This is a genomic window from Streptomyces sp. NPDC054872 (assembly GCF_053610705.1).
On the sequence record NZ_JBSGYY010000001.1, the window covers coordinates 391,226 to 413,656 of the forward strand.

21 protein-coding genes are annotated in these 22,431 nt (G+C 71.8%); 12 read left to right on the top strand and 9 right to left on the bottom strand.

The annotated features are described in order from the left end of the window. The first annotated feature begins 3 nt into the window (after window positions 1-3). The 6 genes from ACWGIH_RS01685 to ACWGIH_RS01710 all read left to right on the top strand — a co-directional run bounded on the left by ACWGIH_RS01685 (window position 4) and on the right by ACWGIH_RS01710 (window position 6,146). A complete protein-coding gene (locus tag ACWGIH_RS01685; RefSeq protein ID WP_453510451.1) occupies window positions 4-714 on the top strand; it encodes an esterase/lipase family protein in 711 nt (236 codons plus the stop codon). After that, on the top strand, window positions 711-1,526 hold the full coding sequence (locus ACWGIH_RS01690) for a class I SAM-dependent methyltransferase (RefSeq protein WP_453445976.1): 816 nt from the start codon (window positions 711-713) through the stop codon (window positions 1,524-1,526). Before ACWGIH_RS01685 ends, ACWGIH_RS01690 begins: the two co-directional genes overlap by 4 nt. Before the next feature lie 400 nt (window positions 1,527-1,926). Next, on the top strand, window positions 1,927-2,373 hold the full coding sequence (locus ACWGIH_RS01695; protein ID WP_453446135.1) for an SAM-dependent methyltransferase: 447 nt from the start codon (window positions 1,927-1,929) through the stop codon (window positions 2,371-2,373). A 51-nt stretch (window positions 2,374-2,424) separates the two neighbouring features. Then, window positions 2,425-3,696: an MFS transporter gene (locus ACWGIH_RS01700; RefSeq protein WP_453445974.1), complete on the top strand. Its 1,272-nt coding sequence runs from the start codon at window positions 2,425-2,427 to the stop codon at window positions 3,694-3,696. A 70-nt stretch (window positions 3,697-3,766) separates the two neighbouring features. After that, the gene (locus ACWGIH_RS01705; protein WP_453445972.1) at window positions 3,767-5,443 is read left to right on the top strand and encodes an FAD-dependent oxidoreductase; all 1,677 of its coding nucleotides are present in this window, start codon (window positions 3,767-3,769) and stop codon (window positions 5,441-5,443) included. Window positions 5,444-5,579: 136 nt separating this feature from the next. Further along, a complete protein-coding gene (locus tag ACWGIH_RS01710; protein ID WP_363207805.1) occupies window positions 5,580-6,146 on the top strand; it encodes a TetR/AcrR family transcriptional regulator in 567 nt (188 codons plus the stop codon). A gap of 13 nt (window positions 6,147-6,159) precedes the next feature. Here the strand turns inward: ACWGIH_RS01710 and ACWGIH_RS01715 are convergent, their stop codons facing one another. From ACWGIH_RS01715 to ACWGIH_RS01725, 3 genes are read right to left on the bottom strand one after another with little or no spacing between them, the layout of a single operon-like run. Continuing rightward, window positions 6,160-6,384 (bottom strand): acyl-CoA carboxylase subunit epsilon, encoded by a 225-nt coding sequence (locus ACWGIH_RS01715; RefSeq protein WP_453445970.1) that lies wholly within the window; start codon window positions 6,382-6,384, stop codon window positions 6,160-6,162. A 57-nt stretch (window positions 6,385-6,441) separates the two neighbouring features. Then, window positions 6,442-8,088 (bottom strand): acyl-CoA carboxylase subunit beta, encoded by a 1,647-nt coding sequence (locus ACWGIH_RS01720; RefSeq protein ID WP_453445968.1) that lies wholly within the window; start codon window positions 8,086-8,088, stop codon window positions 6,442-6,444. Beyond that, window positions 8,085-9,188, bottom strand: coding sequence for a 3-oxoacyl-ACP synthase III family protein (locus ACWGIH_RS01725; protein ID WP_453445966.1), 1,104 nt, complete (start codon window positions 9,186-9,188; stop codon window positions 8,085-8,087). The genes ACWGIH_RS01720 and ACWGIH_RS01725 overlap by 4 nt, the downstream gene beginning before the upstream one ends. 380 nt (window positions 9,189-9,568) lie before the next feature. On the opposite strand from ACWGIH_RS01725, the gene ACWGIH_RS01730 reads away from it, so the two are divergent. Together ACWGIH_RS01730 and ACWGIH_RS01735 are read left to right on the top strand one after the other, a co-directional pair. Further along, the gene (locus ACWGIH_RS01730; protein ID WP_453445965.1) at window positions 9,569-10,174 is read left to right on the top strand and encodes a TetR/AcrR family transcriptional regulator; all 606 of its coding nucleotides are present in this window, start codon (window positions 9,569-9,571) and stop codon (window positions 10,172-10,174) included. 160 nt (window positions 10,175-10,334) lie between these two features. Further along, entirely contained in the window at window positions 10,335-11,084 is a 750-nt protein-coding gene (locus ACWGIH_RS01735) for a TetR/AcrR family transcriptional regulator (protein WP_453445963.1), read from the top strand. A 144-nt stretch (window positions 11,085-11,228) separates the two neighbouring features. On the opposite strand, the gene ACWGIH_RS01740 is transcribed toward ACWGIH_RS01735, so the two are convergent. Beyond that, on the bottom strand, window positions 11,229-12,284 hold the full coding sequence (locus tag ACWGIH_RS01740; RefSeq protein ID WP_453445961.1) for a PhlD: 1,056 nt from the start codon (window positions 12,282-12,284) through the stop codon (window positions 11,229-11,231). A gap of 750 nt (window positions 12,285-13,034) precedes the next feature. On the opposite strand from ACWGIH_RS01740, the gene ACWGIH_RS01745 reads away from it, so the two are divergent. From ACWGIH_RS01745 to proB, 3 genes are read left to right on the top strand one after another with little or no spacing between them, the layout of a single operon-like run. Further along, window positions 13,035-13,601: a WhiB family transcriptional regulator gene (locus tag ACWGIH_RS01745; RefSeq protein ID WP_453445959.1), complete on the top strand. Its 567-nt coding sequence runs from the start codon at window positions 13,035-13,037 to the stop codon at window positions 13,599-13,601. Further along, on the top strand, window positions 13,598-14,608 hold the full coding sequence (locus tag ACWGIH_RS01750) for an alpha/beta fold hydrolase (protein WP_453445957.1): 1,011 nt from the start codon (window positions 13,598-13,600) through the stop codon (window positions 14,606-14,608). The genes ACWGIH_RS01745 and ACWGIH_RS01750 overlap by 4 nt, the downstream gene beginning before the upstream one ends. Before the next feature lie 29 nt (window positions 14,609-14,637). Continuing rightward, complete coding sequence (gene proB / locus ACWGIH_RS01755) at window positions 14,638-15,813, top strand: glutamate 5-kinase (protein ID WP_453445955.1); 1,176 nt, start codon at window positions 14,638-14,640, stop codon at window positions 15,811-15,813. 79 nt (window positions 15,814-15,892) lie between these two features. Here proB and ACWGIH_RS01760 read toward each other — a convergent pair whose 3' ends face one another. The 5 genes from ACWGIH_RS01760 to ccrA are packed head-to-tail and all read right to left on the bottom strand — an operon-like array spanning window position 15,893 to window position 20,738. Continuing rightward, window positions 15,893-16,063 carry a hypothetical protein gene (locus tag ACWGIH_RS01760; protein ID WP_453445954.1) on the bottom strand — a complete coding sequence of 57 codons (171 nt, stop codon included), beginning with the start codon at window positions 16,061-16,063 and terminating at the stop codon, window positions 15,893-15,895. Between the two features lie 18 nt (window positions 16,064-16,081). Next, window positions 16,082-17,377, bottom strand: coding sequence for a glutamate-5-semialdehyde dehydrogenase (locus ACWGIH_RS01765; protein WP_453445952.1), 1,296 nt, complete (start codon window positions 17,375-17,377; stop codon window positions 16,082-16,084). After that, the gene (locus ACWGIH_RS01770; RefSeq protein WP_453445950.1) at window positions 17,374-17,562 is read right to left on the bottom strand and encodes a hypothetical protein; all 189 of its coding nucleotides are present in this window, start codon (window positions 17,560-17,562) and stop codon (window positions 17,374-17,376) included. Before ACWGIH_RS01770 ends, ACWGIH_RS01765 begins: the two co-directional genes overlap by 4 nt. Window positions 17,563-17,622: 60 nt before the next feature. Beyond that, window positions 17,623-19,359, bottom strand: a complete 1,737-nt coding sequence (locus ACWGIH_RS01775) for a 3-hydroxyacyl-CoA dehydrogenase family protein (RefSeq protein ID WP_453445949.1) — start codon at window positions 19,357-19,359, stop codon at window positions 17,623-17,625. After that, window positions 19,356-20,738 carry a crotonyl-CoA carboxylase/reductase gene (gene ccrA / locus ACWGIH_RS01780; protein ID WP_453445947.1) on the bottom strand — a complete coding sequence of 461 codons (1,383 nt, stop codon included), beginning with the start codon at window positions 20,736-20,738 and terminating at the stop codon, window positions 19,356-19,358. The genes ACWGIH_RS01775 and ccrA overlap by 4 nt, the downstream gene beginning before the upstream one ends. A 240-nt stretch (window positions 20,739-20,978) precedes the next feature. Here ccrA and ACWGIH_RS01785 point away from each other — a divergent pair, with 240 nt between their 5' ends. Beyond that, window positions 20,979-22,403, top strand: a complete 1,425-nt coding sequence (locus ACWGIH_RS01785; protein WP_453445946.1) for a cation:proton antiporter — start codon at window positions 20,979-20,981, stop codon at window positions 22,401-22,403. Window positions 22,404-22,431: the final 28 nt, after the last annotated feature.

Below are 22,431 nucleotides of genomic sequence, written 5' to 3' on the forward strand. Positions count from 1 at the left end.
CCCGTGGCCGTACAGGAACGCACCCAGTGGCGGATCGACCCCGCGGGCTGTGCCTATCGCACCCGGCGGTCGTTCCCGGCCGGGCCACCGAACGCGACGGTGCTGCTCGCCGGGCCCGGCAGTGTCTTCGCCCTCGACGGCGAGGGCCGTGACGACACACTGCTGCGGGACCTGACACGCCGTCTGGTGACGGGCGGGGCTCAGGTCCTCACCTGCGAGATGCCCGAGAGGGACCGCGGGCGGCCCGCGGACGACTCCGACGCCCGCGCCAGGGCCGACCGGCTCGGCCAACTCCTGCGCGCCCACGAGCACGTGACGGCAGGCCCGGTCACCCTCATCGGGTTCTCGCTGGGCGGACAGGCCCTGCTGCGGATGCTCGCGTCCGGCGACCCTCGCCGGACGGACCGGGTGGTCCTGGTCGGCACGGTGCTCGAGGAGGACACCTTCCTCAGCAGCCAGATCGAGACCCTCGACCTGGTCTACGGCAGCCTCGACCTGATCGGCTACGTCGCCGAGGCCGACGACGGCCTGCCGCCCGTGGCCCTCACCCCCGACATGTACGGCAAGTGGTCGGCCGCCCGGCTCATCGGACGGCACGCACTCGACGTGCACGTCTATCTGTTCAAGGGGCTCGGGCACACGCTGCACCCCTGCGCGGCCGGTCCGCTGCCGGACCCGGTCTCGGCACTGACCGCGCTGGCCGCCGGCCGGTGACGACGAACGAGAGGAAGCAGGCCAAGAACATGCTCTCCAGCCAGCGATTCGACAAGATCGCCGACAATTTCGCCACCAGTGAGGTGCACCGGTCGAGCCCGACGATGGAGGCCCTGCACGAGACGCTCGGCCCGCAGACCGGCAAGGACATCTGCGATGTCGCCTGCGGCGCCGGTCACCTGGCGCTCTCCTTCGCCGACGAGGGCCCGTCCCGCCTGGTGGGCGTCGACCCCGCGCCCAGCATGCTCGAATCCTTCCTCAAGCTCGCCGCGGAACGCTCGGCGACGGTCGAGTCCGCCGAGGCCTTCGCGGAGGAACTCCCCTTCCCCGACGCCTCGTTCGACCTCGTCGTCTCACGTCTTGCCCCGCATCACTTCCGTGACATGCCGACGGCGGTGGGCGAGATGACCCGGCTCCTGAGGCCCGGCGGGCGCCTCGCCGTCATCGACCTCGAAGGTCATCGCGACCCGGAGGTCGACGCCCTCAACCATGAACTGGAGATGCTCCACGACCCGACCCACCACCGCAGTTACACCCTCACGGAGTGGGTCGGCTTCCTCCAGGACGCCGGTCTGAACGTGCCGGTGGCCCGCGGCTCGCTCGCGGAGAGCCGCACCGGCGTGCCCGTCAAGCGGTGGTGCGAGATCGCCTCGTCGGGGCCGGAGGCCGAGCAGGCCATCCGGCGGCGGCTCGCCGACGCCCCGAGCGGCCATCTGCACGCCCTGGGCATCCGCAAGGACGGCGCCGAGTTCCGCATTCCCGTACGCACCTGCATGGTGATCGGCGTCAAGCCGCTGCGGGGGGCGCGCTGAGATGCCGGTCATCAGGCTGTACTCGCCGGCGCCGAGCCCCGGCGAATCCGTTCTCGCCCAACTGGCCAGTTCCGTCACCGAGTTGCTCGGCATTCCGGCGGGCCACTGCTGGCTCTGGTGGCAGCAGGTGGAGCCCGGCTCCTTCCACCGGCCGCAGTGGCAGGGCCCGGGGAACCCCGCGCCGGTGGGCTTCGTCGTCTGCAAGGAGAGTTACGGACGGGCCCAGGTGAGCAGCCTTCTGCGGCTGCTCCGGGACCGCATCGGCGACCTGCTCGACGTGCCCCGCGCGGATGTCTACCTCACGGTGGCGCGCGCGGGGGCCGGGGAGCTGCTGGTGCGGGGCGAGGTCTGGCAGGGCGACGCCCAGGAGCAGGGCGGGCCCGGGGAAGTGACCGGCATCGTGCCGATCGCCACCGTGCACAACGACCGCAAGGCAGTCGTCGACGACCACTGGGGGCCCGTGGCCTCCGTGATCCGTCTGGACGCCGGACGTTTCGGCCCGGACGCGCTGCTCGGCCTTGATTCCTTCTCGCACGTCGAAGTCGTCTTCCACTTCCACCGGGTGCCGCCCGAGAAGGTGGAGCGCGGGGCCCGCCACCCCCGCGGGAACCCGGACTGGCCGCAGGCCGGCATCTTCGCGCAGCGCGGCAAGAACCGCCCGAACCGCATCGGCGTATCGCGTTGCCGACTGGTCAAGACGGACGGCCTCGACCTGCACGTCCTGGGACTCGACGCGGTGGACGGCACACCCGTACTGGACATCAAGCCGTACATGACGCAGTTCGCGCCGCACGGCGATACCGAACAGCCCTCGTGGGTCGACGAGTTGATGCGCGACTACTACTGAGCGATGCGACACCGGGGCGAGGCAGCGGAGAGAGACGGGGGCGAGGGCGTCATGGCGGAGCCGACGGAGCACACGCGCGACGGACGGCGGCGCGGGCTGCCCGGAGCGGCGGGCAGCCTGCTCGCCGCCGTGTTCGTCGACGCCCTCGGGAGCGGCCTCTACATGGCCGTGTCCGTCATCTTCTTCACGCGGTATCTGGACCTGGGGACGGGCCAGGTCGGCATCGGCCTGTCCGTCGCCGGCGCCCTGTCGTTCCTGTCCCTCGTGCCGATCGGGGTGCTCGCCGACCGGGTCGGCCCGCACCGGATGCTGGTCGCCGCGCATCTGGTGCGGGCGGCGCTGCTCCTCTGCTACCCGCTGGCCTCGGACTTCTGGGCGTTCCTCGTGGTGGTCTCCGTCCTCGCGGTGGCCGACCGCGGGGCGTCGCCGCTCGTTCAGGGGCTCTTCGGGGCGGCGGTGGGCAAGGAGGAGCGGGTCCGTGCCATGGGGCGCGCGCGGTCGCTGCAGAACCTGGGGCTCGCCCTGGGCGGTCTGGCGGCCGGCGCCACTCTGCTGCGGGAGAGCGACACGGCGTACGTGAGCACCGTCTACGCCAACAGCTTCTCCTTCGTCCTCGCCGCGGCCCTGGTCCTGCGGCTGCGGACGCCCCGCCATGACGCGGGCGGCGGCAGACCGCTCCCCTGGCGGCAGCGCCTCAGTGTCCTGAAGGACCGCAGGTTCAGCGCGCTGACCTCGTTGAACTCCCTGGTCAGCCTGCACGTCACCGTACTGACCACGGGTGTGCCGCTGTGGGTGCTCGCCCATGACGACATCCCGCGGGGCACCATCGCCTGGACGCTCGTCCTCAACACCGTCGTGGTCGTGCTCTTCCAGGTCCACGCCACCAAGGGCACCCAGAGCGCGGCGGACGGCGGCCGTGCCCTGCGGCGGGGCGGCCTGCTGCTCGCCGTGTGCTGCGCCGTCCTGGCCGTCAGCGGCGCGGTGCCCGTCTGGGCGGCCGTGACCCTGATCCTCGCGGCGGTCGGCTGCCAGGCGTTCGCGGAGATGCACCAGCAGGCGGGGGCCTGGGCGATCTCCTACGACCTCGCGCCCGAGGACCGGCGCCAGGTCTATCTGGCGTTCTTCAGCCTGGGCAACGCCGCGCGCAATACGTATGGGCCGCTGGTCATCACCTTCCTCGTGGTCCGACAAGGGCCGGTGGGCTGGCTGTTGCTCGGGGCGCTCGTGCTCGGCGCGGGCACCTGGGCCGCACGCCTCGGACTGCCGCGGGCCCGGGCGCCCGTGCCCGGCCGGCCCGTGCGATCCGGCGCCACCGCTCCCTGAACCGCGCGAACACCCGTTACCGAACCAGCCACAGCCATCGCCACAGCCGTACGAGTCCAAGGAGGACCCCGTGGCCACCAGCGCCCCTCAGCAGTCCGTCATCGTCGTCGGGGCCGGGCCCACCGGTCTCGCCCTGGCCTGTGAACTGGCCGCCGCCGGGATCTCCTGCACGGTCCTGGAGCGCCGCACCGCGCCCTCCGCGCAGTCCCGTGCGATGGGCCTCTACAGCAGGACCATGGAGGTCCTCGACCTGCGCGGCCACGCCGACGACCTGGTGGCCCTCGGCCGGCCGGTGCGCCGGATGGTCCCGGCCCGCGGCGCGGTCGTCGACTTCGCCGAGCTCGACACCCGCTTCCCCTATCTCAACGTCATCCCGCAGAGCCGGACCGAGTCGGTGCTCCAGCAGCGCGCGATCGACCTCGGCGTCACCATCGAGCGGGACGCCGAGGTGTTCGGCCTCGGCCAGGACGGCAAGGGCGTGACCCTTCAGGTGCGTTCGCCCGCCGGGGAGTGGGAGGAGAGCGCCGACTTCGTCGTCGGCTGCGACGGCGCGCACAGTGTCGTACGCGAACTCGCGGGCATCGCCTTCCGGGGACGGACGTACGACATCGCGCCGATCCTCGCCGACGTGCGGCTGCGCAAGCCGCCGCCGGAGGCCGTGCTCCTGCGCAACGGCGGGGGCGGGATCGTGCTCTCGGTGCCTTACGGCGACGGCCTGTACCGCCTCGCCGTGGCCCACCGGGACCGGCCGTGGACGCGTGACCCGGTGACCCTTGACGAGCTGCGCGGTCTCCTGATCGATGCGCTCGGATTCGACCCCGAGCCCTACGAGCCGACCTGGCTCGCCCGGTTCAAGATCCACCAGCGGATCGCGGACCAGTACCGCACCGGGCGGGTCCTGCTCGCCGGGGACGCGGCCCATCTGCATTCGCCGCTCGGCGGGCAGGGCATCAACCTCGGCATCCAGGACGCGGTCAACCTCGGCTGGAAGCTCGCCGCCGAGGTGCAGGGCTGGGCGCCCTCGGGCCTGCTCGACTCCTACGCGTCGGAGCGCCGCCCGCACGCCGAGCAGATCCTGCGCGCCACGGACCGGGCGACGCGCCTGGCCACGAACCCCTCCCCCGCGCTCAACACCGTGCGGCGCACCGTCCTCGCGCGGCTCCTGTCGCACAGCGGGCCGAGGCGGGTGGCAGGGGAGGCGATCAGCGGGCTGCGCGCCGGCTACGCGCCGCGCGGCAGCCGGGGCGGCGGCCTTCCGATCCGGGCCGGACAGCGGGTGCCCGACCTGCGGGTGCAGCGGCCCGACGCGCCGCCGGTGCGGCTGTACGAGCTGATGCGCGACGGTCGTTTCCTGCTCGTGGACCTGACCGACGACGGGGCGGCGGCGAAGCTCGCCGAGGACTGGGGTTCGCGGGTGAGCCCGGTCCGGGCGACCGGGCCGCTGCCCGGACTGCCGGGCGTGGAGCTCCTGTTGGTCCGGCCCGACGGGTACGCGGCCTGGGTGGCGGGACCGGAGGAGCGCGGCGCGGACGAGGACCGGGTGAGCGAGGCCCTGCACCGGTGGTGCGGGGTCCAGGGCCCGGCACCGAGCCGCCGTACGCACGAGACGCCGGCCGCGCGGCCGCCGCGGTCCGCCCCGGCCCCCGCGCCGGAAGCCCGTGCGGGCGGCAGGGCGGGCGATCAGGCTGACGGCCGGGCGGGCTACCAGTCCGGCGCGGAGAGCCTGACCTCGCGGCCCGAGGCGTAGCCGGTCCGCGTCCCTCTCCCGCACCGGGGCCGGGTGCGCGCCGCTGAAGCCGCGTACCCGGCCGGCTGTCGCATCGCCACCGCGCCGCCACCACTTCCACCCGGTCAGAATCCGCCCGGTCAAGAAAGGGGATGCCGTGGACCACAGCGGGACCACACGTTCGCACCGCACGCGCGCGGCCATCCTGTACGCCGCCCGGCTGCACTTCGCCGCCGACGGCTACCAGCGGGCCACCATCCGCGCCATAGCGGCCACCGCTTCGATAGACCCCTCGATGGTCATGCGGTACTTCGGGACCAAGGACCAGCTCTTCGACGCCGCTCTCGACGTCGACCTGGGCCTCCCCGACCTGACCGGCACGCCTCCGGAGCAGCTGCCGTACGTCCTGGTCACCTATTTCCTCGCCCCGTGGGAGAACGACACCGACGAGGGCTCCCTGCGGCTGCTCCTGCGGTCCGCCGCGACCAACGAGCGGGCGGCCGAGCGGCTGCGGCGCATCCTGCACCAGCAGTTCACCAGCAGCCTGACGGGCGTGCTCGGCGCCGAGCGCGCCGCGTCCAACACCAGTCTGGTCGCGGCGCAGTTGCTCGGTGTGGCGTTCGCCCGCTATCTGCTGCGGCTGCAGCCGATCGCCGATCTGCCCGTGCAGGCGCTCGCGAAGCTGGTCGCGCCTTCACTGCTCACCGCCCTCTGGGCCAACTAGGCGCCACTGAAGGTCAGTTGCGCCAACTGAGCGGGGAGCGGTAGCGGGACTGCGGGCCGGGGCGCTCCCACAGCGGGACCACGGTCACGGACTCCGCGGCGGGCTCGTCAGCGTCCTGCGGGGCCACCGCCGCGGCGCGGGACAGCAGCACCGCCGTCAGGGCCGCGAGTTCCTCGTCGAGGACGCTGCCGCCCTTGACGACACGGACCAGGGGCTGTGCGGGGGTCGCGGTGGTCATGTGTACTCCTCCTGCGAAGTGGGGTGGGGTGGCTGCGCTCTGTTGCCGGGGGGCCGCCTACTGCGGCGGGTTGCCGTGCTTGCGTGCCGCGAGCTCCGCGTGCTTGGTCCGCAGCATGCGCAGGGCGCCGACGAGGACCCGGCGGGTGTCGGCGGGGTCGATCACGTCGTCGAGGAGTCCGCGTTCGGCGGCGTAATAGGGGTGCATGAGCTCGGCCTTGTACTCCTTGACCATCTGCTCGCGCATCGCGTCGGGGTCGTCGGCCGCCTGGATCCGGCGCCGGAAGATCACGTTCGCGGCGCCTTCGGCTCCCATCACCGCGATCTCGTTGGTGGGCCAGGCGTACGAGAGGTCCGCGCCCACGGAGCGGGAGTCCATGACGATGTACGCGCCGCCGTACGCCTTGCGCAGGACGAGCGAGATCCGCGGGACGGTCGCGTTGCAGTACGCGTAGAGGAGCTTCGCGCCGTGCCGGATGATGCCGCCGTGCTCCTGGTCCACGCCGGGCAGGAAGCCCGGTACGTCGAGCAGGGTGACCAGCGGGATGTTGAAGGCGTCGCAGAGCTGCACGAAGCGCCCCGCCTTGTCGCTCGCGTCGATGTCCAGGACGCCGGCGAGGGACTGCGGCTGGTTGGCGACGATGCCCACGACCTGCCCGCCGAGCCGCGCGAACGCGACGACGACGTTCGTCGCCCACCGCTCGTGCACCTCCAGGAACTCGCCGTCGTCGACGATCTCCTCGATGACGCGGCGCATGTCGTAGGGGCGGTTCCCGTCGACCGGCACCAGGTCGGTGAGCGCGTCGCACGGCCGGTCCTCGGGGTCCTCGGGCGTCACGGCGGGCGCGGTCTCACGGTTGTTCTGGGGCAGCAGCGAGAGCAGATAGCGGACGTCCTCCAGGCAGCTGTGCTCGTCGTCGTACGCGAAGTGCGCGACACCCGAGACGGTGGCGTGCACGTCGGCGCCGCCCAGACCGTTGTGTGTCACCTGTTCCCCGGTGACGGCCTGCACGACGTCGGGGCCGGTGATGAACATCTGTGAGGTCTCGCGCACCATGAACACGAAGTCCGTGAGCGCGGGGCTGTAGGCCGCGCCACCGGCGCAGGGCCCCAGCATCACGCTGATCTGCGGGATCACGCCGGAGGCGCGGGCATTGCGGGTGAAGATCCCGCCGTAGCCGGCCAGCGCGGTGACGCCTTCCTGGATGCGGGCGCCCGCCCCGTCGTTGAGCGAGACGAGCGGTGCCCCCGCGGCGATGGCCATGTCCATGATGCGGTGGATCTTCGCGGCGTGCGCCTCGCCGAGCGCGCCGCCGAAGATACGGAAGTCATGGGCGTACACGAACACGGTCCTGCCGTGCACGGTGCCCCAGCCGGTGACCACGCCGTCCGTGTAGGGCCGCTTCTCCTCCAGGCCGAAGCCCTGCGCGCGGTGCCGCCGCAACGGCTCCACCTCCTGGAAGGTGGCGTCGTCGAGCAGCAGCGCGATGCGTTCGCGCGCGGTGAGCTTGCCCTTGGCGTGCTGGGCGGCGGTCGCCTTCTCGGAGGGTCCGCTCTCGGCGAGTTCGCGGATCGCGCGCAGGCGGGCCACGCGGTCGCGGGCGTCCGACGCGAAGGCGTCCGGGGTGAAGGGGCCCGGGGTGAAGGGGTCCGGCACGGGGCCCGCGGAAGGCGTCTTCCCGGCCCGCCCTTTCGGCGCGCTCATGACGCCAGCGGCGCGGGGCCGCCGGCCGCGAGCAGGTCGGGGACGTTGCACAGAGCGTCGGCCACCGCTGAACTTCGGCGCGTGGGCCGGGTGTTGCCCTGGGCCGACATGCTCCATGTCAGCAGCGCGGTCCCGATGCTCATGCCGCCGCCGAACGCGGCGAGCACGACCGGGTCGCCGGGTGCCGCCGCTCCCTTGCGGTCCATCTCGGCCAGGGTGATGGGTACGGACGCCGCCCCGGTGTTGGCGTACCGCTCCAGGGTGAGGTGCAGCGCGGCGCGGTCCATGCCGAGTCCGGGCCAGAGGTCGGCGAGCATGATGCCGTTGGCCTGGTGCGGGACGAAGTGGCGTACGGCGGTGGCGGGGACGCCGGCGCGTCGCAGCAGGCCGCCGATCTCGTCCGGCAGCGTGCGCTGGATGAAGTCGCGTACGCCGCGGCCGTCCATCCGGAAGTAGTGGCCGCCCTCGGTCACGGTGGCGGGCGATGCCGGGTGCCGGCTGCCGCCGGCGGCGACGCCGATCAGCCGGTGCGCGTCCCCGCGCGACGTCAGGGAGATCTTGTGCAGACCGAGGCCCGGCGCCACCGGGCCCAGGACGGTGGCCCCCGCTCCGTCCCCGAAGAGCACGGCGGTCCGCCGGTCGGCGTAGTCGAGGATGCGGGAGTAGATGTCGGCGCCGATGACCAGGCCGTGGCGCGGCTCGTCGGCGGGCGCGCCTGCCAGCATGCGCTCGACGGCCTTGAGCGCGTAGACGTAGCCGCTGCACACGGAGTTGACGTCGAAGGCGGCGGCCCGGGTCGCCCCGATCAGGTTCTGTACGAGGGCGGCCGTGGCGGGCTGCGGGTGATCCGGGGTCGAGGTGGCGACCACGACGTACGCCAGCTGATCAGCCGTCAGACCCGCTCGTTTCAGGGCTCGTTGCGCCGCCACGGCGGCCAGGTCGGAAGTGGCCTCGTGGGCCGCGGCCCTGCGCCGTTCGCGGATTCCGGTCTTACGGACGATCCACTCGTCGGTCACGCCCGCGCCGCGCCCGATCTCCTCGTTGGTGATGATGGTCTCGGGCAGGTAGGACCCCACTCCGACGATGCCGATCGACTGCACGATTCCTCCTCGGCGCGGTGCGAACCGCGGTTCCACTGGGGGCGCTCTCACTGGCGTCGACTGCCCGCGCTGTCCGGGCGGTTGCGGAGCCCACAACTCCACACCCGATGAACTCATCGCTTGTGGAGTTTTGCACACGCGCGCCCGCCCGCCAAGCCCCCACCACCGCGTCGACGTTGACCACCGATGGGCACATCTCCCTGCCACACGCGGCCACTTGACTAATTCAACGCCAGTAGAGTTCACTGCATCGTGAAATAATTCAGCGGGGGAACACCCGCACCCGGCGGCCGTCGAGCACGGGTCTCGTCACACGGCACTCCCTCTGCCGGCGCCGGCTGCACAGCGTCGCCACGTCACACACCAACGGGAGATGCACCATGACCATCACCACCGAGAGCCTCGTGGACACCCAGCGGACCGAGGCCGCCCAGGCCCTGGTCTCCGCGGCCCGCACACTCTTCGTCGAACGCGGCTACCGGCAGACGAGCCTGGACGACCTCGCCGACCAGGCGGGGCTCGAACCGGAGCTCGCCCGTGCGCTGTTCGCCGACAAGGCCGAGGTCTTCGCCGCCCTGCTCCGGCGGACCTTCAAGGTGGCCGGGCTGCTCGCGCCCGAGGTCGCGGTGGGCATCGACGACGACCTCCCGACCCGCCTCGCCCGCAGCTACCTGCCCCTGTGGGAGCCCGGCGACGAGGAGTCACCGCTGGTGGAGGTCTACCGCATCGCACTCTCCGACCGGGACGCCTCCGCGGTCCTGCGCACCTGCATATCGGAGTCGCTCAACGGCCAGGTCGACCACCAGCTCCCCGGCCCGGACGCGGACCTGCGCACCGCGCTCTTCGGGGCCCACCTCGGCGGCACCGCGATCGTCCGGCACCTGATCGGGGTCGAGGCCGTCGCCTCCGCCGACCTCGAGACGGTCATCGAAACGATCACCCCGGGACTGCGCCACACCCTGATCGGACCCGCCAACTCCCGGTGAATCGGCCTCCGGCACGTGCCGGAGGCCGGGCGCCGGAACGGGGCATGACTCCGCGCCAAGATCCACGCACACCTCTGGAGTCCTCGGTTTGCGCCTGTTAGGATGTTTTCACTAAGCAATGAATTACCCGCTCTGACACCCCCCGAAGTGCAGTGATTCCATGACACCCAGGCGCACGGACGGACCAGCGACGTCCGCCCGAAAGTCCACGTCCCCTCAGAAGCCGCCCTCCGGCAAGAAGCCGAGGCCGCTGCGCGCGCGCAGCGGCCGCCGACCCGGCGACAGCGGCACACGCGAGCAGATCCTGGTGGCCGCACTCCATCTCTTCGCGGACCGCGGCTACACGAGCACGACCATCCGCTCCATCGCCGAGGCAGCACAGGTGGACCCGGCGCTCGTGCATCACTTCTTCAGCAACAAGGAAGGGGTCTTCCGCGCCGCGGTCGAGTCCCGGCTGAGCGTCTCCGCCGCCTTCGACGAGTTCGACGCGCCCCAGCCCGACGGTTCCACCCGGACCGCCGCATGGCTGGCCCGGACGTACCTGAACTTCTGGGAGCACGAGGACACCCGCTACGCGATGACGGCCATCTACCGCGCGGGACTCGCCGACAGCGCCACCTCCGACCTCCTGCGGGACCGGATCGAGACAAGCATCAAGAACTGGGCCGGGCAGATGGTCTTCAAGGACCACCCGGACGCGTCGATCGTCTCGGCCCTCGCCTCGTCCCACCTGGCGGGCGTCGCCATCATCCGCTACGTCCTCAAGGTCGAACCACTGGCCTCGATGGACTTCGAGGACATCATCCGCTGGGTGACTCCCACCCTGAACCTGCGTCTCGCCTCGCTGGACCTCCCAGATGTCCCGGACCTCCAGAACCTTCCGGACACCGCCCCGGAGGGCCAGGACTGACCCGGTCCCTCGAGCCGGGGGCCGGACCCGGTCCGTCCACAGGACGGCCGGACCCGACCCCTCGGGACGAAGACCGGGGAACCACGATGCAGCTCCCCGGCCCGCCAACTGTTCCTCCCCCGAGGGCAGTTGACGCGTCGCGTGTCAGGCCCGCCAGGTGATCTTCGAGGCGATGAGCGAGATGCCGGGGCCGAGCGCGAGCAGCAGCCCGTGGTCACCGTCGGCCGGCGGCTTGGCGAAGGTCCTCTCCAGTACGTCGAGGACCGAGGCCGAACCGACGTTGCCGAGCTCCCGCAGGGAGTCCCGGGACAGGTCCACCATCTCCGGCGGGCAGCCGAGGCCCGCCATCACGGCGTCCAGGATCTTCGGGCTGCCGGAGTGCGAGACGACGAACCCCGGCCGCGCGTCGGCACCGGGTGGCGCGGTTCGCTCCAGCCACTCCTTGACATGCGGCGCGATGTCCTGCACCGCCCGCAGCAGCCGTGGGGCGTTGTGCGCGTGCAGCCCGTCGGAGTCGACGTAACTGCCCACGATGTCGCGGCTGCCGGGGAGGAGGTACTCCCAGGGGTCGTTGAGCTCCATGTGCGGGCCGTCCGTCCCCGCGCGCACCACGCAGGCACCCGCGGCATCCCCGATGAGCCCCTTGAAGATCATGCCGTCCATACCGGTGTCGGCCGGGTGCAGATAGTGGCTGTAGACGTCGGCGCAGACGACAAGCACCGTCGCGTCGGGCCGCGCGACGACCAGATCCCTGGCCCGGGTGAGGGCGAACGCTCCGCCCCCGCAGCCGAGTTGGGTCACCGGGAGGCGACGGACCGAGCAGGGCAGGGCGAGCCGCTCCATCAGGTGGATGTCGAGGCCCGGCATGGTGTGCCCGGTGGCGCTCGTCACCACCAGGTTGGTGATGTCGCCCGGCTCGAGGCCCGACTCGAACAGGGCCTGCCGGGCCGCGCTCTCCGCCAGATCGAGGGAGTCGCGCAGGTGGGTGCGCATCCGCTCCACGACGGGTACGTCGGTGCTGAACTGCTCGGCCAGCGGGCGGGTGTACCAGCGTGACCGGACGGACGTGGCACGAATGGCCGTGTGGATGGCTTCGAGCCGCGGGTGGTCGACGTACAACTCACTCAGCAGGCTGAGGAGTTCGTCGGTGTCGACCTGATGGCGGGGCAGGGCTACGACAGGTGCGCTGACGACCGGCATGGGAACCTCCAAGACGCTCGGACAGTGGCGAACTGAGCGCGAGCCCGAGCTTCGAGCGGCATGGGGCGCCGTGACATCTGTGGGGATGGCGGCCGCCGGTCCGTTCGTCAGCTCTCGCAATGGCAGTAAATGCACGTAAAACACCCCTTCAGGTGTCCGACCGTGCTCCCCCCGTTGGGAGCGCCGTACAGCGCGGATGAAGAACGTCGAGCTCGATGGCGCGTGGCGTTCAAGAGCGTGGATCTGGGCTGCCTGGTGCCGGGGGGTGCGTCGGCCGGTGCCGGGGCACAGCCAGGGCACGTCCGTCGGCACTCCCCCGGGACCCGATTCGGGTCCGTGTGGTTTGAGCCATGGGGACCGTACGCCAAGCGAGTTGGCTCCAGCAAGACTTGATTTCAACACGCGAGGAATCCACAGAACGGGCGCGGCACGACCACCTCACGGTCACGACCCCGGCGCCCCGGCAGGCCGGGGCCGCTCACCTGGGACATCTTCCGTCGACGCGGGCGCGGGAGCGGTTTCATGCAGGAACCACGCGTCCGCGGTGCCGTCTTCAGGCCATCTCGATTGAGCTCAACACCCATTGAAATCATTGAGTGTTGACTTTATTCTCGACAGCAGCGGGACGGCATCACCGCGTCCGCGGTACGCCGCGGGCACCGCCGCTCGCCATGGTCGTCTTCAGGTCATTGAGGGGGCGGTTCCGCATCGGTTCGGGGCCGCGATGAAGCGAAGGAAGGGCCGACCGACATGTACGCACCAGCGAATCAGCACACACTCGGGGCACCCTGGGTGGAACGGGCGGCCTGCCGTGGCTGTGATCCGGACACCTTCTTCCCGTCGGGGAGGAGCCCGGACGACACGGAGTCGGAGGCGGCCGCCAAACGGCTCTGCGCGAGCTGCCCGGTGGTCGCCGACTGCCTGGCCGAGGCGCTCGCACACGAGGAGAGCGCCGGCATCTGGGGCGGGCTCACCGTCCGGGAGCGCCGGGAGCTGCGGCGCGTGGCCGGCACGGTCGACGCGATCAGCGGGAACCTCCACCAGTTCCTGGAGAGCGGCGGCCGGAGGAGCAAGCCGCGCCCCCAGGAGCGCTCGGCCTATGTGTGGTTCCTGCGCCGCCGGGGGTGGGGCCAGACGCGTATCGCCACGGCGCTCGGCATGACCTTCGGGCAGGTCCAGCACGCGTGGCGCACGGCCGAGTTCGCCGCTGTCTGCGGCTGCGACTTCCCGGCCACGCCGCAGCCCACCGAACCGGCCCCGGCGCTCCCCGCGGAACCGGTGCCGGCGCTCCCCGCCGAGCACGAGAAGGCGTCATGAGTACCGCCGCGCCGGCCGAGCCGCGCCACCAGGTTCATGTCCTCGGCACCCCTGACGGGGCCGAGCTCGCCGTGTCCACGCACGGTGATCCCGATGCCCCGCTCGGCGTGCTCCTCTGTCACGGCTGGACGATGTCCGCCCTCGACTGGCGTCCGCACATCGACGCGCTGACCCGGCCGCGCCCCGGCTTTCCCGCCCTGCGCGCCATCAGCTTCGACCAGCGCGGGCACGGCCGTTCGACGCGGGGCAGTGCCGTACTCGACATGGAACTGCTCTGCGCCGACCTGGCCCTGGTCCTCTCCGACGCGGCGCGTGACGGCAGGCCCGTGATCCTGATCGGCCACTCCATGGGCGGCATGGCCATCCAGGAACTGGCCGCGCGGCGGCCCGGCCTGTTCGGCACGGAGGTGGCGGGCGTGGGCCTGATCTCCACCTCGCTCAACGAGGTCGGCGCGACGCTGAGCGCCCTCAACGACCGGCCGGGTCCGACGGGTACGCCCGGGTCCCGGCGGCGCGCTCGCACCCAGCAGAAGGTCGCCGACCGTCTGCTGCGCTCACCCCGCGCGGCGCGGACCGCCCACCGTCTCCTGACGGGTCCGCTCTCCCACCCGACGACGGCGCCGCTGTGGCGCGCGGTCTTCGGCCCCGGGCCCACCACCGAGGCGGTCCGGGCCAACGCGCGCGCCTTCCGTGACGTGCCCGTCCTGGCGATCGCCGAGTTCTACTCGGCCCTGACCTCGCACGACTGCGCGGGCCGCATCCGTGCCCTCGGCAACGTCCCCACCCGCGTCCTGGTGGGCGAACTCGACCGCTACACACCGCCCGACCAGGCGCGGGCCCTCGCATCGGAGATACCGGGCGCGACCCTGCAGACGGTGCCGGGGCACGGCCACGACCTTCCGTACGAGCAGCCGGTCCTGGTGGTGGAGACGGTGCACGCGCTGCTGCGCGAGGGCGCGCACGGGCTCCCCGGGGCCAGTGGCATCTCGACTGCGGCGCCCCGGTGACGGGCCCGGCCCGCGGGCCGAGGACCGACGTGCTCACCGCCCGCCGCATCGTGGTCAAGGTCGGCTCGTCCTCGCTCACCACGGCTGCCGGAGGGCTCGACTCCGATCGCGTCGACGCGCTCGTGGACGTCCTTGCGCGTGCGAAGTCCGCCGGTGTCGACGTCGTGCTCGTTTCCTCCGGCGCCATCGCGGCCGGTCTCGCCCCGCTGGGCCTCACGGCCCGTCCGCACGACCTGGCGCGGCAGCAGGCCGCCGCCTGCGTCGGGCAGGGGCTGCTCGTCGCCCGGTACACCGCCTCCTTCGCGCGGTACGGGGTGCGGGTCGGGCAGGTGCTGCTCACCGCGGAGGACGTGAGCCGCCGGGCGCACTACCGCAACGCGTACCGCACGCTGGAGCAGGTGCTCGCCATGGGCGCGCTGCCGGTGGTGAACGAGAACGACACCGTGGCCACCGCGGAGATCAAGTTCGGCGACAACGACCGGCTCGCGGCGCTCGTCGCGCATCTGGTGCGGGCCGACGCGCTCATCCTGCTGTCCGACGTGGACGGTCTGTACGACGGCGTACCGGACCGCCCGGGGTCGCGCCGCATCAGCGAGATCCGCGGGCCCGCTGATCTGACGGGCGTGGAGATCGGCAGCACCGGGAGCGCGGGCGTCGGCACCGGCGGCATGGTCACCAAGGTCGAGGCCGCGCGCATCGCCACCGATGCGGGCATCCCGGTGGTCCTCACCGCCGCCCGGCACGCGGCGGACGCGCTGGCCGGCCGGGACACGGGCACCTACTTCCACCGCACGGGAGCGCGCGCCGCCGACCATCTCCTCTGGCTGGAGCACGCGAGCAGCCCGCGCGGGGCGCTGCACCTGCACGCGTCCGCCGCCAGGGCTCTCGCGGGCAGGGCGGGCCCTGTCCTCGCCACCGGCGTGACGTACGCCGACGGCGACTTCGCCACGGGCGATCCCGTGGAGCTGATCTCCCCGGCCGGGCAGGTCGTCGCACGGGGCCTCGTCAACCTGGACGCCCGCGAACTCCCGCCCCTGCTGGGCCACTCGGACACGGAACTGGTGAGCCTGGACGACCTCGTCCTGCTCCTCCCGGGCCCTTCGGCCCTGCCGCACCTTCCGCAGCAGCCCCCGGCGCCGGCACCCCGACGTGTCACCATCCGGGTGCGGCCGGCTGCCGGGCTGGCCACGGAGGCGATGCGCTGAGGCGCGCGTGACCGTCGCCAGAAGGCGCCCCCGCGATCCTCTCGCGTGGGCGCCTTCGGTGTGCGGTGCGCGTGGTCCCTCAGTCGATGCCCCGCACGATGTGGGGCTCCGTCGGGTCGTCCTCCGCGCCTGCCAGGCCGAGCCAGGGCGGGACGGGGGCGGCGGTCCGGGGGAAGCGGTCCCTTGGACGGCTGTCCTCGTACAGGAACCTTCCGGAAGGTTCCGTGGCGGTGAAGATGCGTACATGCATGGCCCGTTCCTCCTTGAACTACCGGATCTGACCGTCGCCCACCAGGACGTATTTCGTGGTCGTCAGGGCGGTCACGCCCATCGGGCCCCGCGCGTGCAACTTCTGGGTGGAGATGCCGAGTTCGGCCCCGAACCCCAGCTCGCCGCCGTCCGCGAACCTCGTCGAGGCGTTGACGGCGACGACCGCCGTGTCCAGGGCGAGGACGAACCTGCGTGCCGCGGACTGGGATTCGGTGACGATCGCCTCGGTGTGCCCGGTGCCGTGGCGGCGGATGTGCTCGACCGCCGACTCCAGCGAGTCGACCACGGCGGCCGCGATGTCCGCCGCGAGGTATTCGCGGTCCCAGTCCTCCTCCGTGGCCGCGACGACCTCCGGCCCGCCCGCGGCGGACGGGACAGCGGATGCCGCGGCCAGGACGCGGGCGTCACCGTGCACGGTGACGCCGTGCCGCGCGAGCTCCTCGAGCGCGCGCGGCAGGAACAAGGGCGCCACGGCCTTGTGCACGAGAAGCGTCTCCGCCGCGTTGCAGACGGACGGACGCTGCGTCTTCGCGTTGATCAGGATGCGTAACGCCCGCTCCACGTCGGTGTGTTCGTCTACGTAGACATGGCAGTTCCCGACGCCCGTCTCGATCACCGGGACCGCCGCGTCGCGCACGGTGGTCTCGATCAGCTCCCGGCCGCCCCTCGGTATCAGTACGTCCACCAGGCCGCGCAGCGACATGAGTTCCTTTACGGAGGCATGCGTATCGCCGGGTACTGTCTGGATCGCATCGGCCGGCACCGCCGTGTCCTTCACCGCGTCCCGCATCACGGCGATCAGCGCGGCGTTGGTGTGCCGGGCGGCCGAAGAACCGCGCAGCAGCGCCGCGTTGCCGCTCTTGACGCAGAGCACGGCGGCGTCGACGGTGACGTTGGGCCGGCCCTCGTAGATCATGCCGACGACACCGAGGGGCACCCTGATCTGGCGTACTTCCAGGCCGTTGGGCAGGACGGAGCCACTCGTGACCGTACCGACCGGGTCGGCCATGGCGGCCACGTCACGCGTCATGTCCGTGAGGCGGGCGAGCTGACCGTCAAAGATGGCGAGCCGGTCGAGCACCGCCTGCGGGCGTCCGGCCGCGCGGGCGTCGTCCATGTCCCGTTCGTTCGCGGCCAGGATCTCCGGCGCCCGGTCGGTGAGGGCCCGCGCGATCGCGCGCAGCGCGGCGTTGCGCTGGGCCCCGGTCGTGGCGGCGAGCCGGGCGGCGGCGGCCTGGGCCGCCACCGCGGCTTCCCGGACAGTGCGCGTGGCCATGGGTGTGGAGGTGGTCATCGGCTCGCTCCCTCCGGCAGCGGCTGTCCCGCTTCGGGGGCCTCGCAGAGCCCTCGTACGAAGGGGTCCAGGTCGGGCCATCCGGTGAGCTCGGCCAGCATGGCGCGGGCGATGGCGTCCACGCCGACCTCGATCTCGGCCCTGCGGTGGTCCCGCCGGTGCTCGGCGCCCGTCTCGGTCCTCATGTCCTCGTCCATCCGTTGTCCACCCGTTCCCTTCCGTCACGCCCTCGGCGATCAGCCCGCTCACCCATGGACCCGGAATCCCGCCCCCGCCTTGCGCCCGGCCCGTCCCGCGGCGACCAGGTGCTCCATGAGGGGCGCGGGCGCGGTCGCGGGGTTACCGTCGGCGGCGTGCAGGATGTGCTGGATGCTCAACGAGATGTCGAGGCCGATGACGTCGAGGAGTTCGAAGGGGCCGAGCGGATAGCCGAAGCCCAGTTTCATGACGGCGTCGATGTCGTCGACGGTGGCGTAGTGGCTCTCGGCGAGCCGCACCGCGCCGTTGAGGTAGGGGAAGAGCAGTGCGTTGACGATGAAGCCCGGCCGGTCCATGCAGCGCACCGGGTGCTTGCCGAGCGTGCGGCACAGCTCGCGGGCGGCGGCGACGTTCTCGGGCGCGGTCTCCAGGGAGCCGATCACCTCGACGAGGCGCATCACGGGTGCCGGGTTGAAGAAGTGCAGTCCGAGTACGTCGGCGGGGCGGCCCGACGCGAGTCCGCACTCGATCACGGGCAGGCTCGACGTGGTGGTGGCGAGCAGCGCGCCCGGCCGGCAGACCTCTCCCAGCTCGCGGAAGAGCTGCTTCTTGACGGCCAGGTCCTCCGCCACGGCCTCGATCACCAGGTCGCAGTCGGCGAGTTCCGTCAGATCGCTGCTGGGGGTCAGGTGGCCGAGGGCGGCGTCGCGCGTCGTCTCGTCGAGCCGTCCGCGTTTCAGGGAGCGGCCCGTCGAACGGGACACCGCGTGCCAGGCCGACTTGGCGCGTTCGTCGGTGCGGCCGACCAGGACGGTGGCGCGTCCGGCGAGCGCGAAGACCTCGGCGATTCCGGCGGCCATGGTGCCCGACCCGACGACCCCGACCGTGCGGATGGCGGACGGACCGGAGGGCTTCTCGGGAGCGGCGGAACCTTCCCCGCTCCCCCGGTAGTCGTAGAAGCCGCGTCCCGACTTATGGCCGAGCAGTCCGGCGAGGACCATGTGCCGCAGGCGGCGCGCGGGGCGCAGCGCGGGCTCGTCCCACCGTTCGGCGAGCACGGTGAGGATGTCGCAGGCGGTGTCCGTGCCGATGACGTCGAGCAGCTGCAGCGGTCCGAGCGGCAGTCCGCAGCCGAACCGCATCGCGGCGTCGATGTCGTCCCGGCTCGCGACCTGCTGGTCGTACATGGTGACGGCCTGGTTGAGGTAGCCGAAGAGCAGCGCCGACGAGATCAGTCCGGCCCGGTCGCCGACACCGACCGCCCGGAGGCCGAGCCGCTCCACGAGATCCTCGACCTGCTCGAGGGCGTCGTCGTCCGCCATCACCGTGCGGCCGACCTCGGCGATCTCGGCGGTGGGAAGAGGGAGTTGGAGTCCGACCAAGCGTCCGGGCCGACCGCAGGCCGCCGCGAGGTCGGTGAGCGAGAGGGCGGCGGCCGTGCTGGCGATGACCGTGCCGGGCGGGCAGATCCGGGTGACGGCGCGCAGGACGTCCACCTTGGCGGTGCGTCGCTCGGGCACCGCCTCGACGACCGTGGCCGCCCCGGCGAGCTCCTCCCAGCGTTCGGCGCGGCGGATCCGCGCACCGGCTTCGCGGGCCTGCTCGGCGGTGACCGTCCCGTCCGCGAGGCCCGCCTCGAAGAGTTCGGCGGCCCGGTCGCGCGTGGTCGGGGTGTCCTTGTCGATGACGATGACGTCCAGGCCGCCGAGCGCGGCCCTGCGGGCGAGCGCGGAGCCGATGCTCCCCAGGCCCACCACCGCGAGCGTTCCGTGGTCGCCGTTCACGCCGCCACCCCTTTCAGGGAGGGGAGTTGGGACGGCGCGGAGGGCGCGGTCCGGAAGCGGTTGATGGCCGTCTCGTGGCGTTCGCGGAACTCGGGGGCCGTGACTCCGAGGCCTTCGGCGGGTGCGAGGCAGCGCACTCCGACCTTCCCGTGGTGTTCGTTGCGGTGCAGGGACTCCACGGCGGCGCCGACCTCGTCGAGGGCGTAGGTCCGCGAGAGGGTGGGGTGGATCTTGCCCTTGGCGATGAGGCGGTTGGCCTCCCATGCCTCGCGGTAGTGGGCGCAGTGCGAGCCGACGATCCGCTTCAGGGACATCCACAGATAGCGGTTGTCGTACTCGTGGTTGTAGCCCGCGGTGGACGCGCAGGTGACGATGGTGCCGCCCTTGCGCGCGACGTACACGCTCGCGCCGAAGGTCTCGCGTCCCGGGTGCTCGAAGACGATGTCTGCGTCCTCTCCCCCGGTCAGCTCCCGTATCCGCTCGCCGAGCCTGCGCCATTCCTTGCGGTCCTGGGTGCGTTCGTCGCGCCAGAAGCGGTAGCCCTCCTCGGCGCGGTCGATGATGAGCTCGGCGCCCATGCGGCGGGCCAGTTCGGCCTTCTCGGGCGAGGACACCACGCAGATGGGCGTGGCGCCGCCGGCCAGGGCGAGCTGGGTCGCGTACGAGCCGAGTCCGCCGGCAGCGCCCCAGATGAGGACGTTGTCGCCCTGCTTCATGCCGGCGCCGTTGCCGGTGACGAGCTGGCGGTAGGCGGTGGAGTTGACCAGGCCGGGCGAGGCCGCCTCCTCCCAGGTGAGGTGCTCGGCCTTGGGCAGGAGCTGGCTCGCCTTGACGAGGGAGAGTTCGGCGAGGCCGCCGTAGTTCGTCTCGAACCCCCAGATGCGCTGCTCGGGGTCGAGCATCGCGTCGCCGTGTCCTTCCGCGCCTTCGAGTTCGACGGACACGCAGTGGGCGACCACGCGGTCACCCGCGTGCCAACGCCGTACCCCTGGGCCGGACTTGAGGACCACGCCCGCGAGGTCGGAGCCGATGATGTGGTACGGCAGGTCGTGGCGCGCCGCGAGTCCGCCGAGCCTGCCGTACCGCTCCAGGAAGGCGAAGGTCGGCACGGGTGAGAAGAGGGCGCTCCACACGGTGTTGTAGTTCACCGCGCTCGCCATCACCGCCACCAGGACCTCGCCGGGGCCGGGCTCCGGGGTCGGCACCTCCTGGATGTGCAGGGAGTCGGCCGGGGCCCTGTCGCGCAGCTCGACGCCCTCGAACATGGCGGCCTCCTCCTTGCGCAGGACGGCGGCGCGGTAGGAGTCGGGAATCCTGAGGGCCGCCACATCGGCCGGGCCCGAGTCCGGGGCCTCGATCGCCTCCACCAGTTCGCGCATGGTCACGCACCGCCTTCCGAACAGGGAAACTCACCAAACAGTGAACTCAACTGGCGATGAGTTTTGCATGGACCGCGCACCCCAGCAAGCCCCCGAAGCGACCCGAAAACGCCGTGCACGGACCGCTCGGAGTAGCTCAAGAACGGGTCAAGGGACGCCAGTTCCCCCTTGCAGCGCCCGACATCGGCATGCAAAACTCATCACCAGTTGACTTCAGCGACGAATGAATTAGGTGACGCTGTGCCCACTCCACATGAGCTGGAAGACTTACAGGCCACCGCTTTCGCCGGCATCGCGGTCATCCTGACTGTCGGCGCACTGCTGGCACGCCTGGCACGGCGGTTTCATCAGCCCGCCGTCATCGGCGAGATCACGGCGGGCATCATGCTCGGCCCGAGCCTGCTCGGGCTCCTGCCCGGCGACCTGACGAACCGTCTGTTCCCGAACGACGTACGCCCCTTGCTCTCGATGGTCGCGCAGATCGGCCTGCTGCTCTTCATGTTCACCGTGGGCTGGGAGCTGGACTGGGCGACGATGCGACGGCGCAAGCGGTCGGTCGCCGCGGTGACCGCCGGCAGCATTCTCGTCCCGCTGGCCCTGGGCATGTCGATCGCCTGGGTCATCTACCAGAACCACTCGGTGGTGAACGGCGAGAAGATCGACTTCTTCTCCTTCGCCCTGTTCCTCGGCGTCAGCATGTCGATCACCGCCTTCCCGGTACTTGCCCGCATCCTCAAGGACAAGCACCTCTCGCGCACCAAGGTCGGCGCGCTCGCGCTCACCAGCGCCGCGTTCGGCGACGTCATCGCCTGGTGCGTGCTGGCCGGAGTGGTCGCGATCGTCACCGCGTCCGGGCCCACCGGGTTCACCAACACCCTCTGGATGTCCGCCGGTTACGGCGCCGCGATGATCGTCGTCGTCCGCCCGGCGCTGACCCGCGCCGTCGCGTGGATGTCCCGGCGCGGCAGCGGCACCTACCTCGCCGCCCTCGTCACCGCGGGGCTGCTGCTCTCCGCGTACATCACGTCGAACATCGGCATCCACCCGATCTTCGGTGCCTTCGCCTTCGGCCTGGTCATGCCCCGCAAGCCGAGCGAGCTCCTCGAGGAGAAGATGCTCCGGCCGCTGCAGCACGCGGGCGAGCTGATGCTGCCCGTCTACTTCATCATCACCGGCCTCTCCGTCGACATCGCCGGCATGTCCGCCACCGCCTGGGGCGAGCTGGCCCTGATCCTGTCCGCCGCCATCGTGGGGAAAATCGTCGGCGCCTCGCTGCCCGCCCGCTCATTCGGGCTCAGCTGGCGCGAGTCACTGGGCGTCGGCGCCCTGATGAACACCCGTGGTCTGACCGAGCTGATCATCCTCGGCATCGGTCTCAACCTCGGGGTCCTCGACCAGACCCTCTTCACCGAGATGGTCCTGATGGCACTCATCACGACCGCCATGACCGGCCCCGCGCTGCCCCACCTGCTGCCGCGCACCCGGATGGACCTCGTGACCCGACGCGGTTCAGGCCCACCGCGCCCGTCCGCGCCGCTGCGCGAGCAGCCCGCGGTGCGCGACGCGTCGAGCACCCGCGAGAGCGTGACCGCCCGCGACACCACCCCCGCCGTGGTGCGGCTTCCCGAACCGGCCGACGACCACGCACCGGACATGGCGGGATAGCAGCCGCCGGCTCGGTACGACGACAGAG